The organism is Streptomyces sp. Alt3, assembly GCF_030719215.1.
Classification (GTDB): Bacteria; Actinomycetota; Actinomycetes; order Streptomycetales; family Streptomycetaceae; genus Streptomyces; species Streptomyces glycanivorans.
The window spans coordinates 7,960,607-7,976,588 of sequence record NZ_CP120983.1 but is presented as its reverse complement, the minus strand read 5'-3'; the positions used below and the strand labels follow the sequence as shown (position 1 = coordinate 7,976,588).

Annotated in this window: 20 protein-coding genes; 11 read left to right on the top strand and 9 right to left on the bottom strand. The window is 70.2% G+C overall.

Going from position 1 to position 15,982, the window contains the following annotated elements:
- The first annotated feature begins 60 nt into the window (after positions 1-60).
- Positions 61-447: a MerR family transcriptional regulator gene (locus tag P8A20_RS35280; protein ID WP_147960564.1), complete on the top strand. Its 387-nt coding sequence runs from the start codon at positions 61-63 to the stop codon at positions 445-447.
- A 219-nt stretch (positions 448-666) separates the two neighbouring features.
- Positions 667-1,098: a VOC family protein gene (locus P8A20_RS35275; RefSeq protein WP_147960565.1), complete on the top strand. Its 432-nt coding sequence runs from the start codon at positions 667-669 to the stop codon at positions 1,096-1,098.
- Between the two features lie 69 nt (positions 1,099-1,167).
- On the opposite strand, the gene P8A20_RS35270 is transcribed toward P8A20_RS35275, so the two are convergent.
- The 3 genes from P8A20_RS35270 to P8A20_RS35260 form a co-directional block, all read right to left on the bottom strand.
- Positions 1,168-1,917, bottom strand: a complete 750-nt coding sequence (locus P8A20_RS35270; protein ID WP_147960566.1) for a hypothetical protein — start codon at positions 1,915-1,917, stop codon at positions 1,168-1,170.
- Between the two features lie 103 nt (positions 1,918-2,020).
- Positions 2,021-2,788 carry an NPP1 family protein gene (locus P8A20_RS35265; protein ID WP_147960567.1) on the bottom strand — a complete coding sequence of 256 codons (768 nt, stop codon included), beginning with the start codon at positions 2,786-2,788 and terminating at the stop codon, positions 2,021-2,023.
- A 178-nt stretch (positions 2,789-2,966) separates the two neighbouring features.
- Positions 2,967-4,100: a hypothetical protein gene (locus P8A20_RS35260; RefSeq protein ID WP_147960568.1), complete on the bottom strand. Its 1,134-nt coding sequence runs from the start codon at positions 4,098-4,100 to the stop codon at positions 2,967-2,969.
- 217 nt (positions 4,101-4,317) lie between these two features.
- On the opposite strand from P8A20_RS35260, the gene P8A20_RS35255 reads away from it, so the two are divergent.
- Positions 4,318-5,715: a hypothetical protein gene (locus P8A20_RS35255; protein ID WP_147960669.1), complete on the top strand. Its 1,398-nt coding sequence runs from the start codon at positions 4,318-4,320 to the stop codon at positions 5,713-5,715.
- A 110-nt stretch (positions 5,716-5,825) separates the two neighbouring features.
- A complete protein-coding gene (locus tag P8A20_RS35250; RefSeq protein ID WP_147960569.1) occupies positions 5,826-6,320 on the top strand; it encodes a GNAT family N-acetyltransferase in 495 nt (164 codons plus the stop codon).
- 81 nt (positions 6,321-6,401) lie between these two features.
- On the opposite strand, the gene P8A20_RS35245 is transcribed toward P8A20_RS35250, so the two are convergent.
- Both P8A20_RS35245 and P8A20_RS35240 read right to left on the bottom strand, forming a co-directional pair.
- Positions 6,402-7,220, bottom strand: a complete 819-nt coding sequence (locus P8A20_RS35245; protein ID WP_147960570.1) for a PepSY domain-containing protein — start codon at positions 7,218-7,220, stop codon at positions 6,402-6,404.
- A gap of 170 nt (positions 7,221-7,390) precedes the next feature.
- Positions 7,391-7,633, bottom strand: coding sequence for a DUF5133 domain-containing protein (locus P8A20_RS35240; RefSeq protein ID WP_147960571.1), 243 nt, complete (start codon positions 7,631-7,633; stop codon positions 7,391-7,393).
- A 277-nt stretch (positions 7,634-7,910) separates the two neighbouring features.
- On the opposite strand from P8A20_RS35240, the gene P8A20_RS35235 reads away from it, so the two are divergent.
- From P8A20_RS35235 to P8A20_RS35210, 6 genes are all read left to right on the top strand, one after another.
- Positions 7,911-8,165, top strand: a complete 255-nt coding sequence (locus tag P8A20_RS35235; RefSeq protein WP_147960572.1) for a DUF6296 family protein — start codon at positions 7,911-7,913, stop codon at positions 8,163-8,165.
- Positions 8,166-8,304: 139 nt separating this feature from the next.
- Positions 8,305-9,066 carry a DeoR/GlpR family DNA-binding transcription regulator gene (locus P8A20_RS35230; protein WP_147960573.1) on the top strand — a complete coding sequence of 254 codons (762 nt, stop codon included), beginning with the start codon at positions 8,305-8,307 and terminating at the stop codon, positions 9,064-9,066.
- Positions 9,063-10,010: a 1-phosphofructokinase gene (gene pfkB, locus P8A20_RS35225; protein WP_147960574.1), complete on the top strand. Its 948-nt coding sequence runs from the start codon at positions 9,063-9,065 to the stop codon at positions 10,008-10,010. The genes P8A20_RS35230 and pfkB overlap by 4 nt, the downstream gene beginning before the upstream one ends.
- Before the next feature lie 82 nt (positions 10,011-10,092).
- Positions 10,093-12,090: a PTS fructose transporter subunit IIABC gene (locus P8A20_RS35220; protein WP_306104967.1), complete on the top strand. Its 1,998-nt coding sequence runs from the start codon at positions 10,093-10,095 to the stop codon at positions 12,088-12,090.
- Between the two features lie 50 nt (positions 12,091-12,140).
- Complete coding sequence (locus P8A20_RS35215; RefSeq protein ID WP_147960576.1) at positions 12,141-12,413, top strand: HPr family phosphocarrier protein; 273 nt, start codon at positions 12,141-12,143, stop codon at positions 12,411-12,413.
- Between the two features lies 1 nt (position 12,414).
- Entirely contained in the window at positions 12,415-12,849 is a 435-nt protein-coding gene (locus P8A20_RS35210; RefSeq protein ID WP_147960577.1) for a protein-tyrosine phosphatase family protein, read from the top strand.
- A 24-nt stretch (positions 12,850-12,873) separates the two neighbouring features.
- Here the strand turns inward: P8A20_RS35210 and P8A20_RS35205 are convergent, their stop codons facing one another.
- Both P8A20_RS35205 and P8A20_RS35200 read right to left on the bottom strand, forming a co-directional pair.
- On the bottom strand, positions 12,874-13,161 hold the full coding sequence (locus P8A20_RS35205; protein WP_014158031.1) for a hypothetical protein: 288 nt from the start codon (positions 13,159-13,161) through the stop codon (positions 12,874-12,876).
- Between the two features lie 123 nt (positions 13,162-13,284).
- Positions 13,285-13,716, bottom strand: a complete 432-nt coding sequence (locus P8A20_RS35200) for a DUF2000 domain-containing protein (protein ID WP_147960578.1) — start codon at positions 13,714-13,716, stop codon at positions 13,285-13,287.
- 90 nt (positions 13,717-13,806) lie between these two features.
- Here P8A20_RS35200 and P8A20_RS35195 point away from each other — a divergent pair, with 90 nt between their 5' ends.
- Complete coding sequence (locus P8A20_RS35195; RefSeq protein WP_306104966.1) at positions 13,807-14,655, top strand: helix-turn-helix transcriptional regulator; 849 nt, start codon at positions 13,807-13,809, stop codon at positions 14,653-14,655.
- Here the strand turns inward: P8A20_RS35195 and P8A20_RS35190 are convergent.
- Positions 14,580-15,125 carry a mycothiol transferase gene (locus P8A20_RS35190; RefSeq protein WP_306104965.1) on the bottom strand — a complete coding sequence of 182 codons (546 nt, stop codon included), beginning with the start codon at positions 15,123-15,125 and terminating at the stop codon, positions 14,580-14,582. The two genes, P8A20_RS35195 and P8A20_RS35190, sit on opposite strands and share 76 nt — an antisense overlap.
- Before the next feature lie 108 nt (positions 15,126-15,233).
- On the bottom strand, positions 15,234-15,869 hold the full coding sequence (locus tag P8A20_RS35185; RefSeq protein ID WP_147960670.1) for a DUF4230 domain-containing protein: 636 nt from the start codon (positions 15,867-15,869) through the stop codon (positions 15,234-15,236).
- Positions 15,870-15,982: the final 113 nt, after the last annotated feature.

Below are 15,982 nucleotides of genomic sequence, written 5' to 3'. Positions count from 1 at the left end.
CTAGAACCTGACGTTGACGTGAGAGTCAAGTACCGTGACGGAGGCCACGGAGGAGGAGCGATGCGCATCGGTGAACTCGCCGCCCGTACCGGCGTCAGTGTCCGGGCCCTGCGCTACTACGAGGAGCAGGGTCTGCTCGGTGCCGAGCGCAGCCCGAGCGGCCAGCGCCACTACCCCGAGAGCGCGGCGGACCAGGTCCAGATGATCCAGCAGCTGTACGCCGCCGGGTTGTCCAGCAGGACGATCGCCGAGCTGATGCCGTGCGTCGTCGAGGGCCGCGCAACTCCTGCCCTGCTCGATCGCCTGGCGAAGGAGCGCGAGCTGGTCGACCGGCGCGTCACCGACCTCGTTCACGCCCGGGACCGACTCGACTCGGTCATCACGGATGCCACGAGCAACATACGCACCGGTGCTTCCTGTCGGCGGGGACCGACCGCACAGCTGTAGTGACCCGTTCCGGCTGATCAGCGTGGCCGACGGACGGATACGGCCCCGCCGACGCGGTGAATGGTCGAAGTTCAGGCCCTGCTGGCGTTTCGGGGTGCGCCGCACCGCATCCGTGCGTGACGGTGGAAGTCCTTCGGAGTTCGCCGTGGCCTCTGCTGTCCCGGCTGCTCCGAGGACAGTGAATCCGGCCAGGGGAACTGGCGCTGCTGAGGAGGCTTCATGAACTGGACACTCGAGGTGGTCCCGGTCCCCGTCACCGACATGGACCGGGCGAAAGCGTTCTACACCGAGAAGGTGGGCTTCAAGCTGGACCTGGACGACGAGGTGGCCCCGGGGGTGCGCATCATCCAGATGACCCCGCCGGGCTCACGGTGCTCGATCGCCGTGCTTCAGGGGATGCCACCGTTTCCGGGAGAGCGCGCGATGGCTCCTGGCACGCTCCAGGGCATGCAGGTCTGCGTGACGGACATCGAGGCCGCACGCGAGGAGCTGGTGAGCCGCGGTGTGGACGTCTCTCCGATCCGGCACGTGGGCGCTACGGGCTGGGAGGAGGGCAGGGGTGACACCTGGAACTCATTCATGTCCTTCGCCGATCCGGACGGCAACGGGTGGATGGTCCAGGAGGCCCCTTCGGAGCTGTCCGCCCGCTGACGGGCATCGGCCCGCCGACACGACCGCCGCTGTCGGCGGAGACCGAAAGCCGGACGCCGGAGGCCGGCCTCAGCGCTTCAGGCCCGCCATCAGGTCACGCATGTCACTGATCATGGCCGCCTGGTACGGGGCCGGGTCAGCGACGTCCGGTTCGTCACCGGCACCTTCGTCACCGCGTCCGTCGCTCTGGTAAAGCGTGATTGCGGCAAGGCTCAACGAGAGGACCGCTCCGCCCTCCAGCACCCGGAGCTCCGCATCACCCTCGTCCCTGGTCAGCAGATACGCCTTGTCGCCGAGATCGGGTACGGTCTCCAGCTTCGCCTCCGGATCGAAGCCGAGGTCGGTCACCCGCCGCTGCGCCTCGAATTCGGCTCCGGGATCGGTTTCCTTGTGCAGTGCCACGGCTATTCCGACCGTGTATTCGATGGACCAGCCGTCCACGGGCCGCTCCTCCTCCACCGGGGAACGGAGAGGGATGACGCACCGGATCTTGTCGAGGGCGGCATGCTGCAACAACCCTGTTCCCATGTCCATGGTGGGCTCTCTCGGCGCGATCGCCGCACCGAGAGACTTCAACCGCACGGAGGGGCAGGGGTCCTGGTCCAGCTGGTACCCATGCATTTCCGGACGCCGGTCGTCAGATCCGTACAACGACAGCGCCGCCGTCCAGAGGACCGACGCCATGGCCATACCTCCCAGAGCCCACAGCCATGGCTTTCGGTGACGGGGTCCCCCTCCGGGGTGTCCCGCGAAGCCGTCCACCACCTCGCGGGTCTCGGCCGCGCCGAACTCCCCCGCCATCTCAGGCTCGGAAATCATCTCGCTCCCCCTCGACCGCGCCTCTCCCTCTCCTCAGGATAGTGGGGGCACCCCTCGCGCAGCCGGGCGGACGGAATTCCGTGGCGCCGCCCGGCCCGCGACGTCAGGCGTTGGGATCGAAGGGAATTCCGGCGGGGAGCGCCTTTTTCAGATGGCTGCTGAAATTGCCGTCCTTGAGGCCGAAGACCGCGCTGCCGAAGTTCGCCTGCACCAGCTTGTCCCGCAGGCCGGCGGGGTAACCGTTCCACCCGACGAGGGTGGGGAACCGCCAATCGTGGTAGTGGTTCTCCGGCGGCTCGTCGTTCGAATTCGCGGGGCGGAAGCAGTGGGTGCCGATTCCGTCCTTGTGGTACACGACCTTGGGATGGGTCCCGTCCCACCTGATCTGGTCGCGGGTGTAGATGTCGAAGTCTCCGTGGGCGGAGGTGGACACGTAGCGGGCCTCGTTGTTCTGGATCCACACGACGACGTGCTCCCAGTCGTGCCGGTGCCCGCCGAGCCCGCTGCCGGCCACCGCTTGGTCCTTCTCGAAGTAGAGCCCGTACATCACCGCGCACCAGCCGTTGTTGCACAGGGAACGGGCGTAGCCGTTGGTATTGTCCAGATCCACGGCGTCACGGCAACTGCCGTTGACCGCGCCGGTGGTGTTGAGGCCGGGAGCGATGGTTCCGTCGGGTCCGATCGCCGGCGTCGGATAGCAGCCGTCCGTGTCGTAGTCGAACGCCGGCTGAAAGGCCTGCTCGATCGCGTCCGCAGAGGCGGGCAATGCCGTCGGCGGGGCGGCGAACGCGCTGCCGGCGGTGGCGACGACCAGAGCGACGGCACTGGTGACGACGAGTATGCCCTTGCGGATCGGGGCGCTGCTTCTCACTGAGTCCTCCCGGTGGGCGCGTGCCTGTGGGGGGCACGCGGCTACGCCTGGCATGCCCATCACAATCACTTTGAATCCTGTGAACGCACCACTCCTGACGCCGGGTCACCGACAGCGGGGCCGATGGAAGTGCCGTCAGCCGGTGTGTGGGCAGGACCTCACACACACCCGCCCGCACTCAGCCCCGGCGCGCGGCGACGGGCGCCGCAGCTGCCGTCCCCGTTTGCGCGGCCTTGCCCGGGCGCAAGGTCCACGGCACCGGATCGGTGTTCGTCAGCCACCCCTCGGCAATCAGACGGCGGATCACGTGGATCCGCAGTTGCCTGGACATCTTTCCCCAGCCGAGCGCCGTGCACAGCTGCTTGACGGAAGGCCCGTGGCCATGCAGCGCACGGAACGCGGCGGCGGACTCGGCAGCCGCAGGCCCCTGATCGGGATACTTGGCCGCCCAGACGCCGTAGGCAGTGCGCGCCTTCTCGCCGAACTGGGCGGGAAGGGCCTTGCGCATGAACGCCTCCGACACCCTGGCCGTGGACAGCGCACACTCGGGGCAGCTCTCGACCGCCTCGACATGCCGTCGCAGGGCGACGCTCGCCCGGTCCTTCCACTCCTGCCAGCTCGGCCCTTCCGCCTCCGGCTCGTCACGCGTGGCGGGCTGGACATCCGGCAGGGGGCGCATGCCCGACAGATGGCGCACGGCCTCGGCCAGCAGGTACCTGTCACCGTCCAACTCCCGCAGGAAGCCCTTGTCGAGCAGCTCGGGCAGGGCGGCCCGGCAGTGGCCCGGAAGGTGGGCGGGCAGCGTGCCGTGCTCATCGGCCGGTCCGTGGGCCGCCAGGAACAGCGCGGCCAGCCGAGCCGCCGTCGAGGTCTTCTTGACCGGCTTGGCGGACAGGGTCCGGACCGTCCAGCCCGACACCCGCGAACGCATCAACTTGCCGAAGTGGAGGGCGGATTCCGGCTGACCGGAGAGGTCCGGCACGATGACGCCCACCGGGGTCACGAGATCCCCGCCGAGCAGAGCCTCGTACCCCTGCCAGCCCAGGGCCGCGAAGGCGGTGACCGCTCCCTCCGGATCGGCCAGACGGAGGCTGCGCACGTCCTGGCCGGTGAGGTTGCCGACGCCGGCGCGTGCGGCCCGGATGGTGACGACGGTCGCGAGGAGTTGCGCGTCGGCCGTCGTCAGCGGAAGCGCGCTCACATGGGCCAGGAGCGCGCGCGCGGCCTCTCCCTGGTGGGGCGTCAGCAGGAAGGGCTTCGGAGCCACCACCGGAACGGCCGGGGTGAAGGGTGTGCGGAGGGAGGAGGACACGCCCTGTACAACGCGTGCGAAGACATGAGGTCACCGTCCGCACCGATGTACGGCCGAAAGTGATCGCCGATGAACGATATGAACTCAAACGCCGGACCTCTGGCAAACGGCCCGGACATGGCTAGCATCGGCCGGCATGCACCTGAGCGAGAACCCGACCGGCAATGTCGTGACCGCTTCCGCCCCGAGGCGGCGCTCACGCGGAAGACTGTCCACGATGGCGGCGGGCGGTGTCGCGGGGATCCTCGCGGCCTGCCTCGTCGGCCCCGCGCAGGCCTCGGCGGCGACCGGAGCACCGACCACGATTCCCTGCCCGGCCGACCTGGCGGCGAAGGCGACGTGCTACTCGGGCCAGGACTCCCACGGCGCCCACTACACCGTCGCCGTTCCCCGCTCGTGGAACGGAACGCTGGTCCTGCACGCGCACGGCGGTCCTGGGCTGGGCGAGGAGTCGGATCCGGAGCGCAGCGGGGACGACCTGGAGCGCTGGTCGGTGATGGTCGACCAGGGTTACGCCTGGGCAGGATCGGCCTACCGTCGCGGCGGATACGGAACGAGGATGGCCGCCTCGGACACGGAGAATCTGCGCCGGTTGTTCACACAGAGGTTCGGGCGCCCGAGCACCACGCTGATCCACGGGCAGTCATGGGGCGGCAACGTCGCGGCGAAGACGATCGAGATGTACGGCTCGGGCGCCGACTCGCCCTACGACGGCGCACTGCTCACCAACGGTGTCCTGGCGGGCGGCTCCCGCGGCTACGACTACCGGGTGGACCTCCGCGTCGTCTACCAGTACTACTGCCGGAACCACCCACGCCCGACCGAGCCTGCGTACCCCCTGTGGATGGGGCTCCGTGAGGACTCGGCGATGACCGGTGCGGGGCTGCGCGCCAGGCTCCAGGAGTGCACGGGGTACAGCTCTCGGCCCGCCGAGCGGACGGCTCTTCAGCAGCGGAACCTCGACGACATCCTCGCGGTCACGAAGATCCCCGAGCGGACGCTCGAGTCGCACCTCACCTTCGCCACCTTCACGTTCCGCGACATCGTGCGACGCGTCGGACTGCGCAGCCCCTTCGGCAACAGGCACGTGCGCTACCGGGGGTCGCACGACGACGTGGCGCTCAACGCCGGGGTCGAACGGTTCGACGCCGACCGGACCGCCCGACGCGACCTCTCCTACGACAGCGATCTGACCGGCGCGGTCTCCGTTCCCGTGCTCACCCTGCACGCCATCGACGACCCCACCGCCTTCGTCGAGCACGAGTCGGCGTATCGCGACACCTTGAGCGGCGCCCACCGCGACCGGTACCTCCTGCAGACCTTCACCCAGGAGAGCGAGCACAGCGGGCTCAGCACGGCGGAGTACGCGGGCGCGGTCTCGGCGTTGTCCGGGTGGGTACGCACGGGGCACAAGCCCACGGCGGCATCCGTGGCGTCCTCCTGTCCCGCCTTCGACGCCGTGTACGGGACCGGGTGCTTCTTCCGGCCGGGCCACCGTCCCTCCACCTATGCCTCGCGCGTGAACCCCCGCGCCGGAGCCACCCACTGGCCGGCGATGACCCGCGCCCAGGAGTGGAGGTGGAGCCGCCTCGGGAACGTCGGCATCGCTCCCTGAGGGTGGTCCGGACAACCCACCCAGCGGCCGGGGACCGGCAGTTCCCTCACCGGAGGCGGCCGGGCCCTTGCGAACCACGGGAGGAGACCGTGACTCGGTATCGTCACCGTATGGCAGTCCTCGAACGTCTCCGTCACGACCACGCTCCCGCACTGCTCGCCTTCGAACGGGAGAACCGCGCGTACTTCGCCGCTTCGGTACCGGACCGGGGGGACGACTACTTCTCCGGATTCGACGCGCGGCACTCCGAGTTGCTCGCGGATCAGACGGCGGGGATTCTCCACTTCCACGTCCTGACGGACAGCGACGGGGCGGTGCTGGGGCGCGTCAACCTCGTCGATGTCGCCGACGGCTCGGCGGAACTGGGGTACCGGATCGCGGAGCGGGCCTCGGGAAGGGGACTGGCCACGTCGGGAGTGCGCAGCGTGTGCGGCCTGGCCTTCACCGACTACGACCTGACCTCTCTCCGGGCCATGACGACGCTGGACAACACCGGGTCGAGGGCCGTCCTCGCCCGGACGGGCTTCGTGGAGGCGGGCACGACCACCCTGTCCGGGCGGCCCGGTCTGCGCTTCACCCGCCGTCCGACGGACGCGGACCGCTGAGCCACAGACCCCTCGTACCGCGAACACCCCGGTGGCGCACCGCGATGCGGTGCGCCACCGGGGATCCTGTTCGCGTGATGATCAGTCGTTGTCGACCTGCTCGTCCGTGATCGTGCCCTTGGCGGCGTCGATGTCGAAGGTGGTCTTGTTCCAGTCCTTGGAGACCACGTCGACCTGCCAGACCAGAACGTTGCTGTCGTTCTCGTCGAGGCCGATCGAGGTGACCCAGCCGGGCTGCTTGTCCGTGGCGACCTTGGCCGCCTGCTGGGGCGTCTGCGTCGCCTTCGAGAGCTGGCCCGCCAGCTCCTTCTTGTCCGCGTCGCTCTGGTCCGCGTCGGGTGCGGAGTCGATCACGTCCCCGGACACCGCGTCGATGGTCACCTTGTGAGCGGTGCCGTCCTCCTCGGCGACCTCCGCGATCCACTTCGGGCTGGTGGAGCTGCCGCTCGGGCTCGGGCTGCCGCTACCGCTCGGGCTCGCGCTGGCCTCGGGGCTCGGGCTGGTGGAGCTGCCGGACGGGCTCGGGCTGCCGGAGGCGTCGTCCTCGTCGTCGAGGCCCTCCAGGTCCAGGTCGGTCAGCTTGCCGCCGGACACCTCACCGACGGCCGTCGTGGCGGCCGAGTCGAAGGTGACCTTGACGGTCGACAGCAGGTCCTTGCGCTCGGTCTGGTCCTCGGTCAGCTTCGCCGTGCCGGAGGGGCTCCCGGAAGGACTGGTGGTCTGGTTCGGAAGGACCTTCGCAGCCTCCGAGGTCTCAGCGGCGGTGTCGTCACCGCTGTTCTGCCCACAACCGGTCACAAGGGTGGCGGCAAGAGCAACGGCGCACAGGGCGCCGCCGGCGACACGGAGCCGACGGGTGCGCGGGGAAGCGGTCTTGTTTCGACGGGGCTCAAATCTCATGCTGGCATGCCTAGCCGCGTCCGCGAACAGTCATGTTGTCCGACCGGCGGGTGTCACCCGTTCGACGGCATCGTCCGCCCATTCGGCGTGTCGCGTGCCCTGGAGGCTCCGGACGTGCGGACGGCGCCGGTTCGGCAGAACCGGCGCCGTCCGCGGGGAGCCGCGCGGCGTCAGGCGGTCAGCTGCACCTCTGCGGGGGCGGGTGACGCCGCGGACGGTACGGCGTGCAGCCGTGCCGCCGCGGCAGCCAGGGCGTCGGGCACGGCCCGCGTGCCGGTGGTGACGCAGAGCGTGTAGGAGACGTCCTCGAGTTGACGCCTGCTCTCGGGAGTGCCCAGCCGTGCATGGGTGCTTCGCAGTGTCTCGTAGCGCTTGACGAGATTTCGCAGCGTTGCGGGATTGGCCATCAGCACGGCAGTTCCTCTCCACGGGGCGGCCGGGAGCCCGTGGGCCCCGCGCCGACGAAGTCCGATCGCGCCGGCGGTGCCGCCTGGCGTCACGGCCCGGCCGTGCGAAGTTGTCAGCACGCGTCCGGTCCCTTGCACACGATGGTCGCCCCGCCTCACCCATTCCGCATCCTCAGACACGTACGGTCACCTGCCCGTACTCCTGGAGCGCCGCGCGCTCCGGTGGGAAACAATGGAGGTGACGGGCGGGCGGCTTCTGCCGCGCCCGGTCGGGAGGTCGATCATGGATTACCCGGAGAGTTACGAACTCATCTTCCAGGCGGGCGGCGCCGAGGACGACGTGGTCGTCGTCCGTCTCACGGAACGTTCCGGCGCCGGCGGGTACCCGGTCTACGCGGACGAGACCGGAATCGTGCGTGCCGAGATCAGCGAGCGCGGCGAGGTACGCATGCAGGCGAGCGGCGGCCATCAGGTCCTGGGGGCACCGCTCCTGGCCCGGCCCCTGAGCCCGCGGACGGCCACTCACGGCTCCGACTGAGAGGCTCCGGATCGGAGCACCGACACAACTGAAGTCTGTTCGTGCCCACTCTTCGTCCGAATGTGTTTACTTTCCTGATGCACGACCGTAGTGTGCCCGTGAAACCACAGACTCGGGCACGAAACGGATACGTAACCACATGTACGCACCGGAGCGGCAGCAAGAGATCCTCCGCATCGCCGGCGAGAGCGGGCGCGTCGATGTGCCGTCACTTGCCGAACGGTTCCAGGTGACCGCGGAAACGGTCAGGCGAGATCTCAAGACGCTCGACAGGGCGGGGCTCCTCCGCCGGGTGCACGGTGGTGCGATCCCGGCCGGCCGGCTGGGGTTCGAACCCGATCTCGCCGAGCGTGACACCGTGGCCGCCGACGAGAAGGACCGCATCGCCGCCGCGGCCCTTGCCGAACTCCCGGCCGAGGGCAACGTCATCATCGATGCCGGCACGACGACCGTCAGACTGGCGGCCGCCGTCCCGATCGACTCCCGGATCACCGTGGTCACCCACGCCCTGCCGGTGGCGGCCCGCCTCGCCGACCATCCGGGGATCGCGTTGCACCTGGTCGGCGGCAGGGTCCGGCACCGCACCCGGGCGGCCGTGGACGCCTGGGCGCTGAGCGCGTACGCCGAGATCAACGCGGATGTCGTCTTCCTCGCCACGAACGGCTTCTCCCCGGAGGGCGGCCTGACCACCCCCGATCTGGCCGAGGCCGCCGTGAAGCGTGCCGTGATCGCGGCTGCCCGCAGAGTGGTGCTCCTCGCCGACTCGGGGAAGTCCGGTCAGGAGCACTTCGCGCGCTTCGGCGATCTCTCCCACGTGGACCTGCTGATCACCGATACGGGGCTGAGCCCCGAGGACGCCCGGGCCGTCGAAAGCCGGGGCACGGAAGTGGTACGCGCATGATCCTGACCGTCACTCCCAACCCGAGCCTGGACCGCACGTACGAACTGCCGGGGCTCACCCGTGGCGCGGTCCTGCGGGCCACCGCGGACCGCGTCGACCCCGGTGGCAAGGGCGTCAACGTCTCCCGGGCGGTCGCCGCGGCCGGGCACCGCACCGTCGCCGTCGCGCCGTTGGGCGGGCCCGAGGGTGCCCTGCTGGCCCGGCTGCTCGGTGAACACGGCATCGAGGCCGCCGGCGTGCCCATCGCCGGCAGCACCCGTGTCAACATCACGCTCGTCGAACCCGACGGCGCTCTCACCAAGGTCAACGCGGCGGGACCGGAGATCACCTCTGCGGAGGCCGGACGTCTGCTGGACACGGTGCGCGCCCGCTCGGCCGGCGCGGACTGGATCGCCTGCTGCGGGAGCCTGCCGCGTGGACTGTCACCGCAGTGGTACGCCGAGCTGGTGGCCCGCAGCCACGGTGCCGGTGTCCGGATCGCTCTGGACACCTCCGGCGCCGCGCTCGTCGCCGCACTGCGTGAGCGGCCCGACGTGATCAAGCCGAACACCCAGGAGCTCGCGGAGGCGGTCGGCCGGCCGCTCACGACGGTCGGTGACGCGCTGAAGGCGGCGCAGGAGCTGTGCGAGCTCGGGGCGCGTTCGGTGCTCGCCAGCCTGGGTGCCGTCGGACAACTGCTGGTGGAGCCCTCGGGAGCCCACTTCGCCGGCGCCCGGGTGGATGCCGTCCGGAGCGATGTCGGCGCGGGTGACGCCTCGCTCGCGGGATTCCTGTCCGCGGGCGGAACGGGGCCGGACGCCCTGGCCTCCGCCGTGGCGCACGGCGCCGCCGCCGTGCAGTTGCCCGGAAGCGCCATGCCGACGCCCGCCGACCTCGACCTCTCCGCGGTGGTCACCACCGCGGACATCCCCGTGAACCTGGCGCTTCCGGTCCAGGCCCCATGACCGCCGCGTCCCTGTCCAGTCGTACGACTCCCCCGTCCCCCCGAGCCGTCCGCCGGACGGTCCACGAGCAAGGAGCCCCGCGATGAGTGAGCTGATCACCGCGGAACTGGTCGATCTCGACCTGTCCGCCGAGACGAAGAGCGAAGCCGCCCGTTCACTGGCAGGACGGATGGTCTCGGCCGGCCGCGTCACCGACCTCGACGGCTTCCTCGCCGACGTGGCGGCCCGCGAGGCCCAGATGCCCACCGGTCTGGACGGCGGCATCGGTATCCCGCACTGCCGGAGCGAGCATGTCGCCGCGCCGACACTGGCCTTCGGCCGGAGTCGGAGGGGCATCGACTTCGGTGCCGCCGACGGTCCGGCGGATCTCGTCTTCCTGATAGCCGCGCCCGCGGGTGCGGACGACGACCACCTCACCATCCTGTCGAGCCTGGCACGGCGGCTCATGGACCCCGGCTTCACCGACGCGCTGCGGGCGGAGGCCGATCCGGCCGTGGCGGCGGCACTGATCCGCGGCGAGGATGCGCCCGCGACAGCTCCGGAACCCGAGGATGCCCCGGAGGAAAAGGCCGCGGGGCCGACGACGGAGCAGGCCGCGGAACCCTTCCGCATAGTCGCCGTGACGTCCTGCCCGACCGGAATCGCGCACACGTACATGGCCGCCGAGTCGCTGGAGGCGGCCGCACGAACCCAGGGTGTCGTGCTGGATGTCGAGACCCAGGGATCGGCCGGGTTCGAGCGGCTGGACCCGGGGGTGATCGCCGCCGCGGACGCCGTCATCTGGGCGCACGACGTCGATGTGCGGGAGAAGGGGCGCTTCGCCGGCAAGCCGGTTGTCGACACCGGGGTGAAAGCGGGCATCAACCGGCCGGCCGAGCTCATCGCCGAGGCCCGGGCCAAGGCCGGGCGGGGCGAGATCAGCGGGATCGCCGAAGACGGCGCCGGGCAGGCCGACGGTACGGACGGCTCGGCCGGATCCTCCGGACACTTCGGTGTCCGTCTGCGGACCTATCTGATGTCCGGCGTCAGTTACATGGTTCCGTTCGTCGCGGCCGGCGGACTGCTCATCGCCCTGTCCTTCGCGATCGGGGGCTACGAGATCGCCGGTGCGAAGTCGGTGGCCGACCACTTCGTCTGGGGTGAGGCCGCCAGCTGGGCAGCGCTGCTCAACCAGATCGGCACTGCCGCGTTCGGCTTCCTGGTCCCGGTGCTGGCCGGGTACATCGCCTACGGGATGGCCGACCGTCCCGCGCTCGTTCCCGGATTCGTCGGCGGCGCCATCGCGCTCACCGTCGACGCGGGCTTCCTCGGAGGTCTGGTCGCCGGTCTGCTGGCCGGTGCGGCGGTGATGGCGATCCAGCGGGTGAAGGTGCACCCCACACTGCGCGGCATCATGCCGGTGCTGGTGATCCCCCTGCTCGCGTCGATCGCCGTGGGCTTCCTGATGTTCATCGTGGTCGGCAAGCCGATCGCCTCCCTGCAGAAGGCCCTGACCGACTGGCTGAACGGGCTGTCGGGCTCCAACGCCGTCATCCTCGGTGTCGTCCTCGGCCTGATGATGTGCTTCGACATGGGCGGCCCGCTGAACAAGGTGGCGTACGCCTTCGCGGTCGGCGGTCTGGCCGATCCGACGCCCGGCAGTCTCAAGGTCATGGCCGCCGTGATGGCTGCCGGCATGGTGCCGCCGCTGGCGATGGCCCTCGCCACGACGCTGCGCCGCAGTCTGTTCACCCGCACCGAGCGGGAGAACGGGCGGGCGGCGTGGGTGCTGGGCGCCTCGTTCATCACCGAAGGCGCGATTCCCTTCGCAGCGGCGGATCCCCTGCGGGTGATCCCGTCCGTGATGGCCGGAGGGGCGGTCACCGGCGCCCTGTCCATGGCGTTCGGCTGTACGCTCCGGGCCCCGCACGGCGGCGTGTTCGTCGTCCCGCTCATCGGCGAGCCGTTCCTCTACCTGCTGGCGATCGCCGTCGGCACCGCGGTGTCCACCGCTCTGGTCGTCGCGCTCAAGGGCATGCGACGCGCCCCGGACTCGAACGCCCACGTCGATGACGGTTCCGCCGTCACCGTGGCCGCCTGAGCCCGCTTCTCTCCCCGCACCACGAATCCCCCTGCCCCAGGAGTGAACCCGTGTACCAGCGCACCGTCCACGTCGGGTCCCGCAGCGGCCTGCACGCCCGTCCCGCCTCTCTCTTCGTCCAGGCCGCCATGCGTCAGCCTGTTGCCGTCACCGTCGGACATGAGGGCACCGCCCCGGTGGACGCCCGGAGCATGCTGTCGGTCCTCGCACTGGCGGCCCAGCACGGCGACCCGCTGGTATTGTCGGCCGTCGGCGACAGCGCGCCGGACGCCGTCGAGGAGCTGGCCGGCCTGCTGTCCCAGGACCTCGACGGGAAGGCCTGAGATGACGGAGACCTGGGATCCGGCAGGCGCGGGCGTCCTGCGGCTTCCGACGGGGCGGCTGGTCCGCGGGCGCGGTCTGAGGCATCCGCTCCCCGCGGGACCCGATCCGACCCTCACGGTCCATCTGCTGGGCAGTGCGCCGTCGCCGGTGACCTGGGAGTCCGCGTGGCTGCGCTGGCCCGACTTCCGTCTGCCCGCCGACCGGGCCGCGGCGCGGTCGGTGCTGACGGAGGCATGGAGCAGGGCCCCCGCCGAACGGGTCGAGGTCGCGTGCGGTGGAGGCAGGGGGCGTACCGGTACGGCACTGGCCTGCCTGGCCGTGCTGGACGGGGTACCGGCGGAGGAAGCGGTCGCCTACGTCCGCCGGAACTACCACCCCAAGGCAGTGGAGACGCCCTGGCAGCGTCGTTACGTGGTGCGCTTCGCGGCAGACTGACTGCTGCCGCGAAGCCCGGTCGGATCAGGCCAGCGAGTGCGGAGCAGGAACCGTGGCTCCGCCGCCGGCGCGTACCGCCTCCACGACGCTCTGGTGGAGAGATCTGCTTTCTTCCTCCGATCGGCACGGCACCGGACTGCCGGCCAGTGTGAACCAGTCCGAAGCGCCGCTGTACTGGACGGCGACCTCGGCCTGCCTCTCGGTCCAAGTCGTGTGCACGGTCAGATCACCGCTCACGACACCTACCTCTTCGGTGCGCACTCCGCCGGTTCCCGCGAAGACACCGAGGGTGGTCCACGATGCCCAGTTCATGACGCGTCGCCTTTCGGGACAGTGACAAGCCTGTCAAGCGGACTTGTCTTGAGTATGGCACCGGCGACCATCACTCGCACGGGTGTGCCCGTGAGTATCCGTTCGGTGACGTCGGGGCGCCGGTCAGGGGTGCATCGACGCACCCTTGAGGATCTTGTCCACGCCGTTTCGCGGCCCGTGGACGGCCAGGCCCACCAGGTCCAGGTCGTCCCGCCGCACCGCCCGGACCGCTGCCCGGTTGGCCTTGTCATGTCCGGTCGCGAAGAGGTCCGAGGTGAAGACCGCCAGGGTCGCACCGCGGCCGACCGCCCTGCCGTGCGCGGTCGACAGGAGCTCCTTGGACCCGGTGAACACGAGGACTGGCTGCCGGAACATGGGCAGGTAGGGGGTGTCATCGGCGTCGGCGTACGGCTCACCGACCACCTCGGGCACCTGCGTTCCGAGGCCGCTCACCAGGAAGGCGGTGACATTGAGGCGCTGCCAGGTCTCGAGGTCGTCCCGGAGCAGCACGGCGATCTTGGTGTCGAAGCGCACGGGTGCGTTGTCGTCGGTCATGGCCAGGAGTCTGCCGAGCCCGCCCGCCGTCCGTCTTGTACGAAGTTTGCACGTGCCGGTGCGTCCGCGACGCTCTTGTAGGCTCTGCTCATGGGTGCACGTCCGGACATCACCGCGTGGCGTCCGGATGTCGAGGGGATCGACGAGGTCTTCCACGCGCACTTCGCCGACCACGCCTACCCCATGCACACGCATGACGCGTGGACGCTCCTCATCGTCGACGAGGGCGTGGTCCGCTACGACCTGGACCGCCACGAGCACGGGGCGCCCAGCTCGGTGGTGACGCTGCTGCCTCCGCATGTCCCGCACAACGGCGTCGCGGCCACTCCCGGGGGTTTCCGCAAGCGCGTCCTGTATCTGGACACCGGGCAGATCGGCGCGGACCTCGTGGGACACGCGGTCGACCGGCCCGTCCTGCGCGATCCCCGGCTCCGTCACCGAGTGGACCAGCTCCACCGGACGCTCGTACGTCCCGGAGACGAACTGGAGGCGCAGAGCCGTCTCGCTCTCGTCTCCGAGCGTCTCGCCCGGCACCTGCGCGACGAGCCGGTCGCTCCACAAACGCACGACCGCCGGGTCGCGTACGCGCTGCGGGATCTGCTCGACGAACACTTCGTGGAAGGGCTCACGCTCCGCGAGGCGGCGGAGAAGCTGCACAGCCACCACACGCACCTGGTGCGGGCCTTCAGCCGCGAGTTCGGCATGGCGCCGCACCAGTACCTCACAGGGCGACGCGTAGATCTGGCCAGGCGCCTGCTGCTCGGCGGCATGCGCCTACCGGAGGTCGCGGCCTCGGCCGGCTTCTACGACCAGTCCCACTTCTCCCGGCACTTCAAGCGTGTGGTCGGCACGAGCCCCGGCCACTACGCGCGTACCGGAGTCGCGACGTCCGAAACCTGGTGGCGGCGCTCCAGCGCGCCCCGGACGAACGCGGCCTGACCCGCGTGCTGCAGGTCGTCGGAGATGACGCTGACCAGCCGTACACCGAGGGTCACCGGTGGCGACCAGGCGTCGTCCACGACGCGGTCGAGGGAGCGGCCGTCCAGTCCTCGTACGAAGGCGAGGGTCTGCTCGTGCACGGCGTCGAAGTAGCCGAGGAGGAGGTCGGCCGATCCCACCTTCACGGAACCCACCTGCGCGCTGCTGTGTCCGTAGCCGGTCGATCCCTTTTCCAGGGGGAGCTCGAAGCGGGACGCCCAGTCCTCGGCGAACCAGAGCTGCTCGGTGTCCGCCGCGTCGGCGATGTGGTCGTCCTGGACGCGCGTGAGGTGCCACACGAGCCAGGAGATGGAGTTCGCGCCGTCGTCGAGCCTGGCGTTGAGGTCCTCGGGCGGGAGGTCCTCGACCGCGGCGTGCACCGCTGCATGAATGCGTTCGAACGCATCGGCGAAAATGCCTGCACTGTTCATACGCCCACCATCCCCGGTCCGCGGAGAGGGCCCCGGCTGCGACACGCTGCGGTCGCCGGCGTGCGGTGCGCAGCCCCTTCGGCAGCAGCGCGTCGACCCCCGTGGGGGTCAGCGCGGCGGGTCGGTGTAGCGGACCGTGACCTTCTCGAATCCGAGGGAGCCGAGCAGACCCTGGAGCATGGAAGTGGTGTTCTTCTCGGCGCGCTTCGTCAGACCGCTCTCCTCGGCCGCCTCCCCGATGTGCCGGGCGGCCAGTTTGTTGACCGCCTGCTCGCTGCCGGGGTTGTCGGAGAAGAAGTCGCCGAGCCGGTCGAGGATGCCGCGCTGCTTGGAAACGGCGTAGGAGCGGTCCGGATCCAGGGCGGGCTTTCCCAGCACCGCACGGGGAAGCACGAGTTCGGCCGTGGTCCGGTCCTCGTTCACGGTCACCCCGTCGGGCCCGACCTTGCCGAGGTCGACGGACGCCCCGACGGTGCCCGCGCCGACGTACAGCGTCCGGGTGCCCCGGATCGCGTCGGGCAGGTACTTCGCGTCCTTCTCCAGATCGACGACGACCTGGAAGTTTCCGGACGCGGCCTCGTACGCGCTCATGTCCTGGATGGACTTGAGCACGGCGGGGCCGGAGCGGTCCGTGGTCTTCTCCTCGAAGAGGTCACCGAGCCCCGGCAGGCTGAGCCGGGAGCCGAGGAACAGCAGGACCAGCGCCGCGGCGCACACTCCGGCGAACGGCAGACACCCTCGCATGCGCGCACGACGGCGTGACGTACTGCCCTGCCCGGGGTCACCGGTGCTGTCTGTTCTTACGTCAGTGGACGTCATTCCTTCCGTGTGACCCGGTCCGGCGCTTTCAGTCCGTC